This is a genomic window from Stutzerimonas sp. NM35, assembly GCF_054604355.1.
The window spans coordinates 1,451,317-1,468,858 of record NZ_CM137728.1 but is presented as its reverse complement, the minus strand read 5'-3'; the positions used below and the strand labels follow the sequence as shown (position 1 = coordinate 1,468,858).

General features: G+C 61.2%; 13 protein-coding genes and 1 pseudogene. 4 read left to right on the top strand and 10 right to left on the bottom strand.

The window, feature by feature from the left end:
- Positions 1–95: 95 nt before the first annotated feature.
- From ACYCFC_RS06935 to ACYCFC_RS06925, 3 genes are all read left to right on the top strand, one after another.
- A complete protein-coding gene (locus ACYCFC_RS06935) occupies positions 96–899 on the top strand; it encodes an SDR family NAD(P)-dependent oxidoreductase (RefSeq protein WP_021208010.1) in 804 nt (267 codons plus the stop codon).
- Positions 900–959: 60 nt separating this feature from the next.
- A complete protein-coding gene (locus tag ACYCFC_RS06930; protein ID WP_021208011.1) occupies positions 960–2,690 on the top strand; it encodes an FAD-dependent oxidoreductase in 1,731 nt (576 codons plus the stop codon).
- Positions 2,691–2,765: 75 nt separating this feature from the next.
- The gene (locus tag ACYCFC_RS06925; RefSeq protein WP_021208012.1) at positions 2,766–4,094 is read left to right on the top strand and encodes an MFS transporter; all 1,329 of its coding nucleotides are present in this window, start codon (positions 2,766–2,768) and stop codon (positions 4,092–4,094) included.
- Between the two features lie 185 nt (positions 4,095–4,279).
- Here ACYCFC_RS06925 and ACYCFC_RS06920 read toward each other — a convergent pair whose 3' ends face one another.
- Positions 4,280–4,660 carry a nuclear transport factor 2 family protein gene (locus ACYCFC_RS06920; protein WP_021208013.1) on the bottom strand — a complete coding sequence of 127 codons (381 nt, stop codon included), beginning with the start codon at positions 4,658–4,660 and terminating at the stop codon, positions 4,280–4,282.
- Between the two features lie 388 nt (positions 4,661–5,048).
- On the opposite strand from ACYCFC_RS06920, the gene ACYCFC_RS06915 reads away from it, so the two are divergent.
- On the top strand, positions 5,049–5,981 hold the full coding sequence (locus ACYCFC_RS06915; protein WP_102832410.1) for a helix-turn-helix domain-containing protein: 933 nt from the start codon (positions 5,049–5,051) through the stop codon (positions 5,979–5,981).
- Here the strand turns inward: ACYCFC_RS06915 and ACYCFC_RS06910 are convergent.
- From ACYCFC_RS06910 to ACYCFC_RS06870, 9 genes and pseudogenes are all read right to left on the bottom strand, one after another.
- Positions 5,978–7,228 (bottom strand): MFS transporter, encoded by a 1,251-nt coding sequence (locus tag ACYCFC_RS06910; RefSeq protein ID WP_021208015.1) that lies wholly within the window; start codon positions 7,226–7,228, stop codon positions 5,978–5,980. The two genes, ACYCFC_RS06915 and ACYCFC_RS06910, sit on opposite strands and share 4 nt — an antisense overlap.
- A 130-nt stretch (positions 7,229–7,358) precedes the next feature.
- Entirely contained in the window at positions 7,359–8,183 is an 825-nt protein-coding gene (locus ACYCFC_RS06905) for an SDR family NAD(P)-dependent oxidoreductase (protein WP_459653504.1), read from the bottom strand.
- A 58-nt stretch (positions 8,184–8,241) separates the two neighbouring features.
- Positions 8,242–9,621, bottom strand: a complete 1,380-nt coding sequence (locus ACYCFC_RS06900; RefSeq protein ID WP_021208017.1) for a phosphotransferase family protein — start codon at positions 9,619–9,621, stop codon at positions 8,242–8,244.
- A gap of 24 nt (positions 9,622–9,645) precedes the next feature.
- Complete coding sequence (locus ACYCFC_RS06895; protein WP_313405851.1) at positions 9,646–10,092, bottom strand: nuclear transport factor 2 family protein; 447 nt, start codon at positions 10,090–10,092, stop codon at positions 9,646–9,648.
- Positions 10,093–10,144: 52 nt separating this feature from the next.
- Positions 10,145–10,945, bottom strand: coding sequence for an SDR family NAD(P)-dependent oxidoreductase (locus ACYCFC_RS06890; RefSeq protein WP_459653503.1), 801 nt, complete (start codon positions 10,943–10,945; stop codon positions 10,145–10,147).
- Positions 10,946–11,055: 110 nt separating this feature from the next.
- Positions 11,056–12,405, bottom strand: a complete 1,350-nt coding sequence (locus ACYCFC_RS06885; protein WP_312923769.1) for a DUF1329 domain-containing protein — start codon at positions 12,403–12,405, stop codon at positions 11,056–11,058.
- A gap of 132 nt (positions 12,406–12,537) precedes the next feature.
- Positions 12,538–14,199, bottom strand: a complete 1,662-nt coding sequence (locus ACYCFC_RS06880) for a DUF1302 domain-containing protein (protein ID WP_459653502.1) — start codon at positions 14,197–14,199, stop codon at positions 12,538–12,540.
- Positions 14,200–14,461: 262 nt separating this feature from the next.
- Positions 14,462–15,829 (bottom strand): annotated as a pseudogene (locus ACYCFC_RS06875) (DUF1329 domain-containing protein).
- Between the two features lie 25 nt (positions 15,830–15,854).
- Positions 15,855–17,510 carry a DUF1302 domain-containing protein gene (locus tag ACYCFC_RS06870; protein ID WP_459653501.1) on the bottom strand — a complete coding sequence of 552 codons (1,656 nt, stop codon included), beginning with the start codon at positions 17,508–17,510 and terminating at the stop codon, positions 15,855–15,857.
- Between the last annotated feature and the right edge of the window lie 32 nt (positions 17,511–17,542).

Here is a 17,542-nt window from a genome sequence, read left to right as displayed (position 1 = left end):
GCGTAGCCAGGCCTCGTCGATACATGGCGCGGCTGTTGCGATCCGCGAGGCGCTTCATGCCACACCCGAAAACAACAATGACAGGAGATAAACGGATGCAACGTCTGGCAGGCAAAGTGGCAATCGTAACCGGCGGCGGCGGTGGTATCGGCTCGGCGACCGCGTTGCGCCTGGCGCGTGAAGGCGCGAAAGTCGTGTGCGCCGATATCAATCTGGAAACGGCGCAACACGCCGCCGATGCGCTGGAGGGCAACGGCTTGGCGCTGCGGTTCGATGCCGCCGATGCCGACAGCATCGAGGCGATGGTGACCCAGACGGTCGAGCACTTCGGTCGGCTGGACATTCTGCACAACAACACCGCGATCACCGACCCGCAGACTCACGGCCAGGACCTCAGTCTGCTGGAAATACCCATGGAGGTATGGCGTAAAACCCTGGACGTGAACCTGACCGGTTACATGCTGGCCTGCCGGTTCGCCATTCCCCACATGATCGAAGCGGGCGGCGGGTCGATCATCAACACCGCCTCCGGCTCCGGCACCAAGGGCGATCTGGTGCGAATCGCTTACGGCACCAGCAAGGCCGCGATCATCAATATGACGCGCCACATCGCGACGCAATATGGCCGCCAAGGCGTGCGCTGCAACGCCATCGCACCGGGGGTCATCGTGACGCCTGCAATGGAGGCGACGGCTCCGCAGATCCTTGCCTTTGCGAGCAAGTACGTCCTGACCAAACGCCTCGGCACGCCTGAAGACATAGCGGCGCTGACCGCTTTTCTCGCGTCCGACGAGTCCGGCTACATCACAGGCGAATGCATCGAGATCAACGGTGGCAAGAACAGCTGTCAGCCGCATTTTGCCGAGCTGTATCAACAGACCCAGCAGACATCGGACTGACCAGCGTACGGGGCAGCACCCTCATCTCGATCAGTTTCAGAAACGACGGAACCTACAAGAATGAATGACAATCCGGTGATTGAAAAAGACGTAGTCGTCGTCGGCTCTGGCGGCAGCGGCATGACGGCCGCGATAGTCGCCGCAACCCACGGCCTCGACGTTCTGCTGGTAGAAAAGACCGGGCTGTTCGGCGGCACCACCGCGCTTTCCGGCGGCGGCATCTGGGTGCCGTGCAATACCCAGGCGGCCGAGGCCGGTTTGAAAGATGATCCAGAGCAAGCCTTCGCTTACGTTCAGGAAGTGGTGGGGCCGACACTGCGTACCGATCTGCTGCGGGCTTTTCTCGATGCCGCGCCGCGCATGGTCGATTACCTGCACGCGCGTACCTCGGTACGTTTCGCCGTGCAGCGCGGTTTTGCCGACTGGCATCCGCAGGCCAAGGGCTTTTCCGCCGATGGCCGTTTGCTTTGCCCGGTGGAATATGACGGTCGTGAGCTGGGCGAATACTTCGACCAATTACGGCCCCCGCTGACTGAATTCAACGCGCCGGGCGGCATGATGTTCGGCATTGGCGACATGCCGCACATCGCCAAGGTCACCAAGTCGTTCACCTCGTTCAAACACATCGCCAAGTTGGCGGTGCGCTTTGGCTTGGATCGGCTGAGCTATTCGCGCGGTACGCGGCTGACCATGGGCAATGCCATGGCCGCCCGGCTGCTGCGCTCGGCGATCGATGCCGGGGTGGAGCTGTGGAAAGACACGCCCATGCGCAGCCTGATCCACGAGCATGGGGCGATCAAAGGCGTGGTTGTCGAGCGCGACGGCAAGCTGATGGAAATTCGCACACGCCGTGGCGTCGTGCTGGCCACCGGCGGTTTTTCCGCCAATCCGGACATGCGCAAACAGTACATTCCGTTTGCCGAACACCATGTGTCGCTGGTGCCGGAGGGCAATACCGGCGACGGTTTGCAGCAAGCCCGCGACGCTGGCGGCCGCTTCGATGGCGAAAACCTGAGCAATGCCGGCTGGGTGGTGGTCTCGCTGCTGAGGAAGCCCGACGGCGCAATACGCAAATTTCCGCACCTTTATATGGATCGCGGCAAGCCAGGCTGCATTGCGGTCAACCGGGACGGTAGGCGTTTCGGTAACGAGGCGGCGACCAACCTGGTGGAGCCCATGCACCGCACCGGCTCGGTGCCGGCGCACCTTGTCTGCGACCACCCGTTCATCAAGAAATACGGCCTGGGCCTGGTGCGCCCGGGCGGCTTTGGGCTGAAAGGGCTGATTGCCGCCGGCTATATCCTCACCGAGCCGACCCTCGATGCGCTTGCCGCGCGTATCGGCGTCAATCCCGGCAACCTCGCCGACACTGTCGCGCGCTTCAACCAGCAAGCCGCCCGGGGTGTGGATAATGACTTCGGGCGTGGACGGGACAAGGCCGATATGCCTCTGGGCGATCCCAACCACAAACCCAATCCCTGCCTCGGGCCGATTCAGCAAGGGCCGTTCTATGCCGTGCAGATATTTCCCGGCGACTCCACCACCACGGTCGGCCTGCGCATAGACGGCAAGGCGCGCGTGCTGGACGGGAACGACCAGCCGATTCCCGGTCTGCACGCGGTGGGTCTGGACATGAACTCGCTATGGCGGGGCCGCGCGCCGGGCAACGGCGCGAACAATACGCTCAGCCTGACCTTTGGCTATCTCGCCGGGCTGGCCCTGGCTCAGGACGATGTCCCGCAACCGGCTATCGAGCCTGCCGCGCAGATAGGCGCTGAGCAGCTGAATTGACCCTGTGACATGACCCGCCGGGCGCTTGAAAGCCGGGCTGAGGGTATCGCCATGACAACAATAAGAGGACGCCACATGGCCGTTTCCGCCGCTAAGCCCCACACCTCTCTGGCTATCGACTGGACAGAGTTCCGCCAGGGATGGCGGGTGCTGCTTCTGGCGCTGCTGGGCATCGCCACTTCGGTCGCCGTCGCGCCCATCTATGCGTTCGGCACGCTGGTGCTGCCGTTACAGGAGGCCTTTGGTTGGTCGCGAGGCGAAATCCAGACGGCGGCGGCCTTTCAGTACGGCAGTTCCATCATCGCCTTTCAGGTCGCCGGCTGGCTGAACAAACGCTACGGGCCGCGTCGCGTGACCCTTTGCTCGCTGATCGCGCTGCCGCTCGCCTACTTCGCCATGGCCCTCAACACCGGCCACTTGTGGCAATTGAATCTGGGCTTTGGTCTGCTGGCGTTTGCCGGGGTGGGCACGCTACACGTGACCTGGACGCAGCTGACCTGCCTCTGGTTCGACAAGAACCGCGGCCTGGCGCTGGCGATCATCCTGTGTGGCACGGGCCTGGCCGCCCTGGTGCTGCCCTCGTTGCTGAGCTGGGCAATCATCCGCTGGGATTGGCGCGCCTGGTTCTGGGGCTTGGCGCTGTTGCCATTGCTGGTGACCTTGCCGCTTTCGTTGCGCTGGTTGAGCACCCGAGGGGCCGTGGAACAGGCGACACAACGATCATCTCTCCCTGCGCAGCCGGACGTCGGACTGACGGGCTTCTCGCTTCGCCAGGCGTTGCACTCGCGGCGCTTCTGGGTCATCAACTGCGCGTTGTTCCTCGCGATCATGGGCATGATGGGCATGATCATCAACGCTGTGCCGATGATGCAGGACAGCGGCCTTTCAGCAACCGAGGCGGCCAAGGTGTTCGGTGCGTTCGGCGTATCGCTGATTTTCGGACGGCTGTTCATCGGCTATCTGATCGACCGGGTGTGGGCGCCTGGGGTGGCCTTTTTCGTCTTGCTGCTTCCCGGCGTCGGCTGCCTGTTGTTCAGCACGGTTGGCGCGCATGTTCCCCTGTTGGTGCTCGCCTGTGTCTTCGCCGGGCTGGGCGCCGGCGCCGAGATGGATATTGCGTCGTATCTGATCGCGCGCTATTTCGGGCTGCGCGACTACAGCCGGATTTTCGCCTTCCAGATGAGCTTTGGTGCGATCGGCAGCACCATGGCTCCGGCGTTCTTCGGCGCGCTGTTCGAGGCAACCGGCTCCTATCACGCGATGCTGATGTTCTGCATGGTCAGTTTTGGTATCGGTGCGCTGCTGCTTTTGACGTTGGGGCGTTACCCCACCCTTCCCACGGCTCCTGGGGAAGTGGCGACAGCCACCGTTACGGATGGGGCGATAACCGAGCCGGCAACTTGAAGCGATGACTGGGGACGGGCGCGCTATCGGTACTGGCGTTCGCGCAGTGGGCAAGGGGTTGTTGCCTGCTCGCCGCAACACCGCATGACTGCACCAGCCGCCGCCAGACGGGGCGGCGCTTGGCCAGGCAGACCACCCTTCAGTCAGCCCGCCTTCGTTCGATTTACAGTTTTGAGAATGGCCGGCTATGCAAGGCGCGCCTCGGTGGAGGCCTTGGTATCCATGTATTCGCGGCCCTCGACGATCAAGCCGTCGCGGATCACCAGCAGGTTGTGGTAACTGTTGCGATAGACGCGGTCGGCAAACACCATCTCGCCCTGCGCTTCATAGGCGACGCGATCGCCTTCAGCGGTCAATCCGGTGATTACCACCGAGCGCTTATCGGCACTTAGCAGGCCGCTGCGTACCGCGGTATTGAACGCTTCGCGGCTCATGTCGCCTCGGGTCAACGTCCACCATTTGACATCTGGATGCTGCAACGCCTCGAAGGTATCCATGTCGCCGTCAATAACGGCCTGTACATATCGACGCACCAGCGCTTTGTTGTCCTCGATCGTGTTACTCACGGTTCTCTCCGTTGTCTGTTGTCCGCAAAATCGGGTCGGGCAGGCTTTTCAGCCGTTGCGGTATGGAAAACTAGGCCGAGCCTGCACCCTTGTCCATCGGTCAGCTTTGACTGCGGGACAAACGAGAACCCGATATTGAGCTGGGTAAAACATCCGCCGTCTGAGAAGCTGCCCAGCAGGTGCCGCCACGACTAGCGCGGCTGGCGCAGCGAGTGGCTGGCGCCCTTTACCATGAAAATTTCAAATCCGGCTCCGAACGCTATCAATCGCCAAGCTTGATCTGAAAGTACACTCGGAGACGGTCCTCATTTCGTAAACCTGCATCTGGCATGTCTGTCAGCGACAGGAAAGCTCAGCATCAACAATAAGAACGGCTGAAGGAAGCGACATGAATGTCATCGAATATCGGGAATACGAGTCCCCCCATGCGGGCAATTTTTCCACCGAAGCCGGCTTGTCCAACAAGGGCTTTGAGGTTCGCGTCGAGCATGCACATTGGTCCAGCTCGGGAGCCGCGCTGATTCACCTGACCGATCACTGTCTGATCAGGCTACTGCTGGCCGAAGCTCCCGAAAACGCGCCGTTGTCAAATCGTGGCACCCTGTCGGGCAACCGCGGAAGCTGCCAGCCGCTCGGCCAGACGATCTTCATCCCACCGGGAAGCGACTTTCACTTCAAGCATCGGGCTTGTCAGCAAAAAGCGGTGATCTGCCTGTTCGACCCCGCTGCCATCGCGCCGCTCGCGGCTTACCGCTGGGACTGGGAACACTGCATCACGGACGCCATGTTGAACCTCCAAAGCAACTATCTGCAGGCCTCGCTGCGCAGGCTTGGCGAAGAGGTTGCATTCCCCGGGTTTGCCAGCGAGCTCCATATCGAATGCCTGATGACCGGTATCGCGCTGGAACTGCGCAAGGAATTTCTTGGCAAACAGCGCGATGACGACGAACCCGGCAAGCTGAGTCGCCGTCAGCTGCAGCACTTGAGGGAAGCACTGGACGCCGATGCAAACGATATTTCGCTGCGCAAGCTGGCCGATCTGTGTGCCTTGCCGGAACGAAAGCTGTCGGTTTATTTCAAGAACACCACGGGCAAGACCCTGCGCCAGTACTCGGCCGAAGCACGGGTCAACCGGGCAATGAGGCTCCTCGGCGACCCTTCCCTGTTGATCAAGCAGATCGCCTACATGACCGGGTTCCAGAGCGCCGCCGCCTTTTCCGCGGCGTTTCGAAAAGCGGTCGGCTGGACGCCCGAGGAGTTCCGTCGACAGCGCTCACCAGGCCAACGCGAGGCCTGGCCTGATGAGCAGAACGCCAGCTAGACCGGTGCGGCCTCCGCCTCGCGCTCGAACACCGGGTAGCCGCCTAATCCAAGCAGCAACAATGGCCCCACGGTAAAGCAGATGCAGCAGAAGGCCAGCAGGCCGGTATAGCTGCCGCTCGCGCCATACAGGGCGCCGAACAGCAAAGGCGCGGCAGCGGCCCCGGCAGTGATCAGGCCCAGATGCACGGCGAACAGGCGGCCGTAGTCACGCATACCGAAATAGCGGGCGATCAGGAAAGCGGCGATGTCGAATTCCGCACCTGCGCCAAGGCCGACCAACAGGGTTGCAAGAACGAACAACCAGATGCTGGCATCTGCATAGAGAAACACCAGACAGGCCAAGGCGGGCATCAGCAAGGCCACAGCCGCGACGCCAGGTGCCCACAATCGATCAATCAGGTAACCCACCACTAGGCGACCAAGGATCAGCGATATCCCGAAGGTGCTGAAGATCTGGCTGGCCTGCTCCGCCGCGATGCCCTTGTCCCGCAAAAGCGGAATGATGTTGGTCACCATGCCAACCACGCAGGACACCACCAGCGTCATCGAAAGATTGCAGATCCAGAAGCGCCACGAACGCAGCGCATCACGCAGCAGCATTCCCGGATGGCTTCGCTCGGCGCCGCTCTGCATCGAGTGTGACGCGTGGCCCTTGGCCACCGGCAACAACCAGCGCAGCGTCAGTGGCAACGCCAGCAGCACCGGCAACGCACCCAGCGCAATGAAACCCGCCCGCCAGTCCCAGCGCGAGATCGCCCAGGTCGTGATGAGCGGAAGCATGATCGCCGCCAGCCCGGAGCCGCTCAGGATGATCGCCAGGGCAAAGCCTCGGTTCTCCTCGAACCAGAGATTGACCAGATGCGACCAGGTCACCTGCAGGGTCCCCAAACCGGCCAGCGGAACCAGGAAAAACCCCAGATAAAGCATCCAGATCGATCCCGAAGCACGCGACAAGGCGAACATACTGAGTGCCAGCGTCACCAGGGAGATCAGCGTGACCAGCCGCAAACCGTAACGCAGGTTTAGCCAGCCGGCCATTTGCGCGGCAATGATGGTCCCCAGCGAAAGCGCGGTGATCGAAGCCTGGAGGTCGGCGCGCGGCCAGCCCATCGCCTCCTCGAGCGGAATCACCATCGAGCTGAAGCTGTACAACAGCAGGGAACTCGAGCTGGTGGCCACCCCGACGATTGCAAGGATGAGAATCCGCCAGCCCCGTTTGAACTCCGTATTGTCGAAATTTTTCATGTTTCGGGACTCTGCCTGGTGTATGGAAAACCCACTGCATTTACTGCCGAGCACGGCACTGCGCCGCCCCATATCTGATGAGTGCTAACCCATCGCTGCATACTCGACCGGCCGCCCTCGCTCCACGGTTTCAATCACCAACAAAGAGCGCAGACTCTGCGCTGATCCGCTGTACATGTTCGCGCCGCGCCTGCCCCGAATGCGACCCGGTGGGCGACTCGGCCAGATCGTCGGGATGGATAAGCGTCGGCCCGTTGGGCAGTTCGCGTAGCGCGATCGCAGCGATGTCCTCGGCCTTGGCCAGTTGCATGGTCAGGGCGCCTGCGATTCCTTGCCTGACCATCGCGTCGCGCATGGTTGGCGTATCGACCGTGCCGATCAGCAGGTTCAACACATCGACGCCCTGCCCCTTCCATTCGGCCCAGAGCCCTTCGCCCAGCGTCATGGCGAAAGACTTGGTGGCCGCGTACATAGCCAGCTTGCGCACGCCACCCAGCGCAGCCTGGGAGCCAACCAGCAAGACCCCACCGGCGCCACGCGCAACCATTCGGCCACCGAACGCATGGCAGCAGCGCATGATCGTCCGGGTATTGAGGTGCAGCAATTTGCACCAGTCTTCAACCGGCGTGTCGAGGAAGCGGGTGATGTATGGATCGCCGCCGGCGTTATAGATCAGCAGCCCGACTTCCCTGTCCGCCACCGCTGCCACCAGCCGGTCGGCGGCATCGTCCAGCGTCAGGTCCAGTGTGACGACCAGCACCTCGACGCCATAACGGTCGACAAGCTGGTTCTTCAGGTCGGTCAGGGCTTCTTCGCGCCGGGCAACCAGCACGCAGTGCAGGCCCTTTGCAGCCACCTGGTCGGCAAGCGCGGCACCAACACCGTGGGAAGCACCTGCGATGACGGCCCAAGGGCCATATTTTTTCGTGAAGGCGAGAGTGTCTTGCTCGGACATGGGACAACTTCCTTTCTAACTGAACGGGTGGCTTGGCTACGGCAATGATTGGCCGGTTTCAGCGGGGCTCGATCGGCGGCAGATCGATATGGCTCGCCGAGCCACCAATCGCGGTGCCGCCGAACACCAGCACGCGCCGCTCGATCTGTTTCATGAACAGTTTCAACAAGGGCTCGTCATATTCCGGGCCGGCGCTGCGCACGAAGTCCTCCAATGCCGCGTCGATCTCGCTGTAATGGTCGAATGTGCGGCCGAGCAGCGCTTCGGCGTCCGCCTGTTCCAATGCCTGTAATCGCAACGTCATGGCGTCTCCCTTGAAGAGATACTCGACCAGCTTGCTCACCGACTTGAGCTTGGATTGCTGAAACTCATCACTCACCTTCACCTGCGCGACGGCATCCTCGAGCATCATCAGCAATGCCGTGTTCGGCCCTTGCGTGGCGATGTCCAGTGCCGGGGTTTCCAGGGGAACACCCATCGCCTCGGCCAGCGCATGCACCACTACACGACGCAAGGCGATGTCGAACTCGGTGTAGGTATCGTGCGGGTCCCCCGGTTGCGGCGTCGCCACCGTGCAGGAAAACTGCATGGCACTCACGGTGGAAAACAGGGCAGTGTGGAAGCGCACCACGTCCGGCTCCGGCCGCTCGCCCGTGACGTCCTGGTAGTAGCGATAAAGATCACTGAAGGTGTCGCCCAGCGGTTCATAGTTGTCGCGCATGCGCGCCGAGGCGAGGTCGGCCAGCGGGTCACCGATCATCGCGAACTCGAAATCATAGAGCGCGTTCAACTGTCCGTTCTCGAACAGGTACTGGCCCGAGTCGTATTGCACGAACCGCGCCTCGGTGCGGTGCATGGGTACGTTGCGGCGCAGCCAGCCGAGAGCGAATTCCACCAGCGGTTGCGGTCGGGTCTTGTTGCGTTCGTAGAGCGGGTAATACGCTTCCAACCCCGCCAGCGAGATGGCCTCGGCGCCCTGGGGCCGGTCGATGCCCTGCGCCACGAAGGGCTCGACGGGCAACTGGTGCATGGCGGCCATTGCCCGCACATACTGGCGAGCCAGATCGCGCCGTTCTTCGTCGCTGCGAGCAGCGGAAAGATCGCGCGTCCCGCGCACCAGCTCCATGACGATGGCCGGCGGGTCTTCGCAGAACCCGTGAATCCGCGGCACGGGAATGCCCTGCTGGCCAAGCAACATGAGTATCTCGGCTTCGCGGCGCAGGTCAGGAAAGGGGCTGACGTCGCCGCCGCGTTCGCCTCGCAGGTGCAGGCACAGCGTCTGGCCATTGATGTCGACTTCGAGATTCCACGCCGGACGCCAGCGAACCAGCCGCTGCATGTTCGTGATCCGCCCACCCGTGAGCTGCTCGACGAATGCCTTCAACTTGCTTTCGCTGGTTGCAGCGGCGCTTTCTTGTTCTTTTACTGCCGTATCCATTCCACACTCCTAAACAATGGGGGCTCAGCGCTCAGCCGCTTGAAGGCTCAGCCCGCCGACGTCGGCGACCGATACACCGAGCTTCTTGGCCAGATCCGCGGTATCGAGATATTCGCGCCAGGCCTTGATCAGGCCCTGCTCGTCGAGTTCGTAAACGGCCACCATCGAATGCGGCATCGGTTTGCCGCTGGACACGGCATAGTCGTCGCGCTCGGTCATGACCACGTCATCCGAAGACACGATCTGGCGGATCGTGCATTTGTTGTGGGTGACGTAGCTCATCTGCCGTTCGATCTCGCGCCTGAGCGCCTCGCGCCCCCGAATGACGGGCCCGCCCGGCACCCACAGTTGCCAGACGGCGTCCTCGGCCATCATCGAAATGATCCTGTCGAGCTGCGGGCGCGATTCGGCCGTGCCGTCGCCCCAGGCGTCGAGGAATTCGCGGATAAACGTTTCTTGTCGTATGCCCATGTTTGCTTCCCAGGAAAGGTGATGACGTCTCCCGCCGGAGGACGGGTGACGCTCAGAGATAGGCGCGTACCACCGGCACCATCGGCGTGGTACAACTCATGCCACCGTCGACTCGCATGAGCGCGCCGTTGACGTAGCTCGATTCGTCAGAGGCGAGGTAAACGGCCATCGCGCCGATGTCTTCGGGCAGGCCGAGGCGCGGCACGTTCTGGATATCCACAAAGCCCTGCACCATCTTGTCGTTGGCCCAGCCGTCGAGGGCGGCGGTGCGAATCACGCCCGGCAGGATTGCGTTGCAGCGCACGCCGCGCTTGCCGAAGGTTGCCGCCAGCGTTTGCACGTACCAGTTCACTGCGGCCTTCGAAGCGCCATAGCTGAACTGGGCAACTTCACCGGCAATCGAGCTGGTGGACGAGGTGAAGATGATCGAGCCCTGCCCCTGCTCGAGCATGTGTGGCAGAGCGTGTTTGCAGGCGAGCACGCCGCCCAATACGTTGACGCGCATGTTGTCGTGGAACAGATCCTCGTTGAAATTGAGGAAGTCCACGTCTCTTGCGGTGTCGGGGTTCTTGTTCACGGCGTTGTTGAACAGCACGTCGAGACGGCCGAAGGTTGTCATCGCAGCCTCGACCATCTGGGCCAGATCTTCTTCATGGCCCACATCGACCTTCATCCCTATCGCCTTGCCTCCCGCCTGAGAGATGTCTTCAGCGACGCGCTCGGCCGCGTCGGCGTAGAGGTCGGTCACCACGACCTGAGCGCCCTGCTTCGCGAACATCTGAGCGCATGCGCGGCCGATGCCGCTGCCCGCGCCGGTGATCAGCGCCACTTTGTTTTCCAGTCGATTGCTCATCAACAACGCCCCTCTTCTTTAATTCATCTAGGCCACCCGTGACTCCAGCGGCGGCAGCGATCGCCTGCCCCGCTTTCAGCGACAGACACGGCGCTCGCCGCGTGCAGTGCTCAGCGCGTCTGGCCGCCGGCTATGGTTTGTGGATTGGCTTCGCGCTCGGCGATCGGTTTGTCGCGATAGCGCGTCGGGCCGTTGCCGAACATGCCGTACTGGCTGCGGGTGAAGTCGTACAGCGAGTAGGCGTCCTGCTGAGGATTGTTGGGAATGCCGTAGGCCTGGATGTTGTATTGGGCGCCGGCCCGGAACATTTCGCCGCTGTCGTCCCAGGCGTCGTAAACCGCTGCGCCAAAGGTGTCCTCGTCGATGTAGTAGCGGCGTTTGCTCTGCGCGTGGCGCACGCCCTCCTTGCGGGTTGCCTCGACCACCCAGACGCGATGCAGCTCCCAGCGCTCGCAGTCAGGATTGATGTGGTTGGGCATCAGTTTGGTATCCATGTCGCAGCCCCACTTCAGCTTGTAATTGCTGTAGGGAATGAACATTTCCTTCTTGCCGACCAGCTTCCAGTCGAAGCGATCCATCTTTCCCGAGAACAGGAAAATCTCGTCATAGAACGCCACGCCGCCAAAGGCCGAGTTGGGCGTGTCGTAGTTGAATTCGGGTGCCTGGCGGACTCGGCGCTGGCCGGTGGAGTAGCTCCAGGCGTAGCGCGAGTTCTCCACGGGGTCGAGGTAATCCCAGTAACCGGATGCCTGCCCTGCGGTGCGTGCTGGCGCAACGACCCGCGACCATATGCGCTGGGCTATCGCCGGGTCACGACCGTCTACGCCGATCTGGTAATACGGTTTTTCACCGGTGGATTGATTGGTATTGGTCAGCGTGGCGTGGCCCTGATTGACGACATAAGCGCTGTGGTTCCAGTCCCAACCGTTGATGCCTTGGTAATTGAGAATGTAGTTCCACATCACCTGCTCACCGCTTTCGGGCAGCGGAAAGGGTAAGCCTCCCCGACAGGCTTCGGCGATCGAAAGGCCGTCGTTAATGGTCTTGCACTCCGAACTTTTGGCATTGCGCTCGGTGGCCGCCAGAAACGCCTCTGGAAATGCCGCCGTGCGGTGCGTCGGGTAGATATCCATGTAATAGGTGTCGGGGTACTGCTTGAGCAGTTTCATCTGCCCCGATGAAAGCTGCTCGGCATATTCATCGGCGTTGGCTGCCGTTACCCGAAGCCTAGGCTTCTCGCCCTCGAACGGATTCGACCATTGACCGTCGCCGGGCTTCAGGCCTGCCGGTACTTTGAAGCCGCCGTCATAGGGCGGGATGGTGCCCGCTTCGTTGCCTGCGGCTATTGCCCCGAATCGGGTCAGCTCATTGCCAAGGTCAGCGGGCGTATAAGACGCTGCGCACACTGACGCTGCGCTCATGGCCGCCAGCAACCCGGTCAAAGATCGGTTGAAGAACATGTATACCTCCAGTCATCGTTGTTTTTGTCATCGCCTGGAAAGCGCGCCTGCCCGTCGAGCAAGTCTCGGCGATACCGGAAAGCGCGCAGATTCGCGGCGGGCCTGCATGCAGGCCGACGCGTGGTGATCTGCTCAGAATGCCGTGCTGAATGTGAGCGATAGCCAGTTACGGTCGGACAGGCCGATGTCGCCGCTGCCGCCGACGACGGTCTTGCCGACGCCGGCGATATAGTCGTAGTCGCGCTGGCTGCCATAGCCGATGTAAGCCAGGGTGAAGTCGTAGCGCTCGTCGAACAGCGCCTTCACGCCGACCTTGTAGGTGTAGCGGCCTTCGTTGCCGCCACCTGTCGCGGCGTTGCCGGAGATGCCGTAATCCACACTCATGGGCATGGACAGGTTCCAGCCGGGGAACACACCCAGCCACTGCGGCGTGAAACTGAGCGCCGCGCCGACATAGTTGCGCGTGGCGCAACCCCATTCCTTGTCCTGCCCCGTTGCGCAGCCGCCGTAGCCTTCGCCGCGGAACAGGCCCTCGTTATGGGTGACCTTGTCCAGATGGCTGTAAGCCATTTCGGCGATCAGGGTGCCAGTGTCGAAATAGTCCGTGCGCGGCAACAGCCACAACCCGTTGACCACCATATGCAGGGTGTCGCCACGCGCGCCCTGGTTGTCCGCCAGGCTGATGCCACTGGATATCAAGGGCGCATCCTTGCGGTAGGAAAGATCGATACCTACCGAAGCGCCGCCCAGCACAGGCCCCATTGACCAACCCAGGCCGTAAAGCTTGGTGTTTTCGGCGTACACGTAGCGAGCGAAATCCGGCCCGACCTGTAGGCCCCACGGCGTGTAATCATCGAATTCACGGTAATAGGCGCTGATCTCGGAATGCATGAAGTCCAGCCCGTAACTGGCCATTACGCCCCAATTGCCGCTGTCGCCCGGCTCCAGCGCATCGACGATGGGACGCGCGAAACCCGGTGCAACCGGCAATTGATTTGGGCCTTCAAGGGCAACATCGGCCGAGGCCAGATAGGTCCCGCCTTCCGGCGCCCGGGTACTGTCCCACTCGAAGAAATATTGGCCGGCGACGGATAGTCGGTCGGTGACCTGTGCCTGGGCCGAAACCTGAGCCAGCGGCAGGAAGATTTCCCGTGTTTCGGTGCCCGGATTGGCGAGCGCCTTGCGGCCATCCAGCGGTGCCTGGGAATACGACAACGCATGTCCCGCGATCAGGAGTCCGTTGCCCCAGTACACCGTATGCCGACCGGCCCGCACGCTGACGGGGGCGTCACCCAGGTAGAAGCGGGTAAACGCGAAGGCATCCAGCAGCTCGCCGCTGGGGCCATGGTGATAACGCTTGGTATGGCTCGAATATTCCCCACCGCGATAGCTCGGAACGCTCGCACCGGGAAACGCGCCTGGGTAGTACACCGCGCCCGAACCGGTTTCGACATCGGTATCGGAATAAGCCTGGTCATACCAGGCTGCGCCGCTGATGCGAAAACCGTGGTAGCGCTTGTAGGCCAACTCGAATTCGCTCATCAGGTCGACGCGATTGGTCACCACATCGCCGCGGTCGAACTTGGAGTCGGATTCGTCATAGGTGGCGTTGTTGGCCAATGCGTCATCACGACTCTCGGCACGAATGCCCAGGTTGTAGCGCAAGGTGTTGTCCCAACGCATCGAGAGGTCGGGGTTGCCGAGATCGTATTGAGCCGCCTGCGCCTGACTGCCGCAGACGAGAACCGCCGCCAGGCTCAGCGCCGAATTGGCAATTACCTTGGTCTTGAACATCACATTCTCCGTCGCGCCCATTGTTTTTATTGTCAGCTGACTTCCCTGCCCCTCTATCCAGGGGCAGCGGCTTCAGTAGACGGGACGGCTGACGGGGACACAACGAAACCGGCTATCGCTCAACTGCATAGCGATATCGCTGAAATGCATCGCCCATATTTGCAAGCGCCACAGACGGCCAACGACGGGACAGCCTGTTTGCTGACCCAAAAAAAACGGCCCGCGAAGGGCCGTAAACGATGACGCTCCAGACTCTCATCAATCAGCGCTGGGTCTCCATGGAAACGATCGCTTCGGGGTTCATGTCACGCTCGGACTTGGGTTTGTCATGGAACCTGTAGCCGCCCTACAGCGCATCGTTAACCAGCGCATACATGTTCTTGTTGAAGTCGTAGCTGACGTTTTTCACGTTGTAGGGAATGGTCTTGTCGTAGATCTGTACGCCGCTGAGGAATAACGAGCGATACAGTGCATCGGCCTGATCCCAAGCGTCGTACAGGCCGCTACCAAAAGTATCCTCGTCGAGATAGTAGGTACGCTTGCTGTAGACGTGACGCTGGCCTGGCTTGAGCGTGGCTTCGACTTCCCAGACACGATGCAACTCCCACCGTTCGCATGCCGGGTTGGCGTGGTTTTTCATGAATTGCTCTTCCTGCCCGCAACCGAAATAGAACTTGTAGGCGTTGTACGGGATGTACATTTCTTTCCTACCCACCAGTTTGTAGTCGAAGCGGTCCTGGCTGCCGGAGAACATCTGCAGCTCGTCGAACAGGTTCACGCCACCCTGGTTCGGCACCGGCGTGTCATAGGCAAACTCCGGAGCCAGCTTGATCCGACGCATTCCGGGCGTATAGCTCCAGGCCCGTCTCGGTTTGGCCTGCGGATCAAGGTAGTCGGCAAGAATGATCAGCTGGCCGGCACTGCGCGCGGGATAGGTGTCCATCGCCCATACGCGGGCATACATCGTGGGGTCGCGATCGGCCTGGTCGACTTGGTAGTACGGCATTTCCTCGAAGGTCACGGACTCGGCGGTTTTGGTGACACTGCCGTTGCTATCTACCACCCAACTGTTGGACGAAGACGTCGTCGAATAGCCAGGGCCTATCTTGTAGCGCAATTGCTGGTTCCACATGGCTTCATTGCCGGTTTTCGGAATCGGGAACGGCAGGCCGCCACGACAGACCGGATCGACAGCCAAACCATCACTTTGCGTGGTGCAGCCGGTCGCGTTGCGCACCGTCGCATCCAGAATTTCCTGCGGATAGGCGGTGGTGCGGTGACTCGGATAGACATCCATGTACCAGGTATCCGGGTATTTTTTCATCAGGGTCTTCTGCCCTTCGCTGAGCTTGTCGGCGTACTGTTCGTCGTTGCTGGCATCGATGCGGAACAGGGGCTTTTCGTCCTTGAAGGGATCGACCCAGAAGCCGCTGTCGGGTTTGTGTCCGGCCGGGCTAGTGCGCAGCCCACCCTCGTACGGGGGAATGCTGCCATCGGCATTGCCGGCCTGGATCGCGCCGAAGGACGTCAGGCTCTTGCCTAGCTCCTGGGCCTCTTCGGCAGTAACCGCAGCCATACTGTTGAAGGTGGCGCTCATCAGGGCGCAGGCAAAGGCGATTTGCTTTTTCATCGAATGCTCTCCGTTCTTGGATTTGTTAGATGGAGGTTTTGAATGTCAAGGCCAGCCAGCCACGGTCAGTACCGCCAACCGGGCCGTTGCCGCCGACGCTACCGTCAGCCAACGTCTTGGGTTTCGCCCCGCTATCGGCATAGCGCAAACCGAACTCGTAACGCTGCGCATACGTCAGTTGCACCCCGCCCGACCACGTCAGCGCGCCCTCGTTGCCGCCGCCGGCCGTGGCCGCATTGCCATGAATCCCGTAGTTGACGGTCACTGGCACACGTAGATCCCAGGACGGGAACACCGACAGGTACTCGGGCGTGTAGTTGACGGCCACGGCGTAGTAATTGCGCGTCGAACAATTGTCCGACTTGTCGCCGGAGCCCGGCGCGCCGATGCGCGGATCAATGCAGTTAGCGCTGCCTTCGCCGAGGTACAGCTCTTCATGACTGGTCACGTCGCGCAGGTGGCTATAGGCGAACTCACCCACCAGAGAGGCGCTTTTGGCAATGAAGTTTGGCGGCATCAGCGTCACGGCGTTGGCGATGAAGTGGATCGAATCGCCGCGCGGGCCTTCGTGATCGGTCGCATCCACGGCAACGGCGTTCAGGGCGCCATCTTTGCGGTAGGACAACTCACCAGCGAACGAAACCGCGTTGAACACCCGCGAAAAGCTAACGCCGATCAGCTTTACATCACGCGCATAAGCCAGGCGATAGCTTGGGCTCGTGGTACTGATCTCTGGCGCGAACCAAGGCTGGTAGTCGTCGAATTCGCGGTAGTAGACGCCGACCGTGGAATCTATGGCTTGGGCGTCGTACTTGGCCATTACGCCCCAGTTGGCGGTATCGCGACCATACCGGGACTTCTCGCGCCGTAATGCAAATCCCTCGAAAACCGGCAGGCGATCCGGTCCTTCGAAAAAGGGGTCGGCCGCGCCGAAGTACGTACCGCCATAAGGGATGCGGGTGTAATCCCATTCGTAGAAGTACTGGCCCGCAACGGAGAGCTTATCGGTGACCTGAGCCTTGGCCGAAATCTGCCCAATGGGACGAAAGACTTCCTTGATTGCGATACCGGGACTGGTGACTGCCTTGACCCCATCTGTCGGGGCCTGCGAATAGGAAATGGCATGCGCGCCGAACAGCAGACCCTCGCCCCAGAAGTTGGTATGCCGCCCCACCTTGACGTTGACCAGCGACTCGCCGAGCCTGAAGTTGCCCCAGACGAAGGCATCCAGGATTTCCCCCGAAGGCCCGTGAACGAAACGGTCCACTTCCGAGCTATAGCGGTTGTCGTCGTAGCTGCTGTCCGGGTTCTGGACGTAGCTTTGAACGTCGTCGTCGCGATAGGCATGGTCGTACCATGCCGATGCACTTACTCGCGCGCCCATAACCCTGCGGTAGGAAAAATCGATCTCGCTCAACAGATCGAGGCGATTGGTCACGATATCGCCCTTGTCGAATTTTCCGTCGGACTCGTCGTAGCTCGGGTTGCGCATTATCCGACTGTCCTGCTCTTCGGTACGCATGCCGAGGGTGTAGCGAACGGTGTTGTCCCAGCGCAGGCGTAAATCGGGGTTCGGTAACTCTATGGCGGCGCCCAGTGCGTTTCCCGCAACGCCCAGCATTAGCAACGTCGTCATTCCTTGGGTAGCGCTCAGCATTCCCCGTTTGGCCACTTCTCTCATTCAAACCACCTTTTTGTTTTTATTTTTCCAGC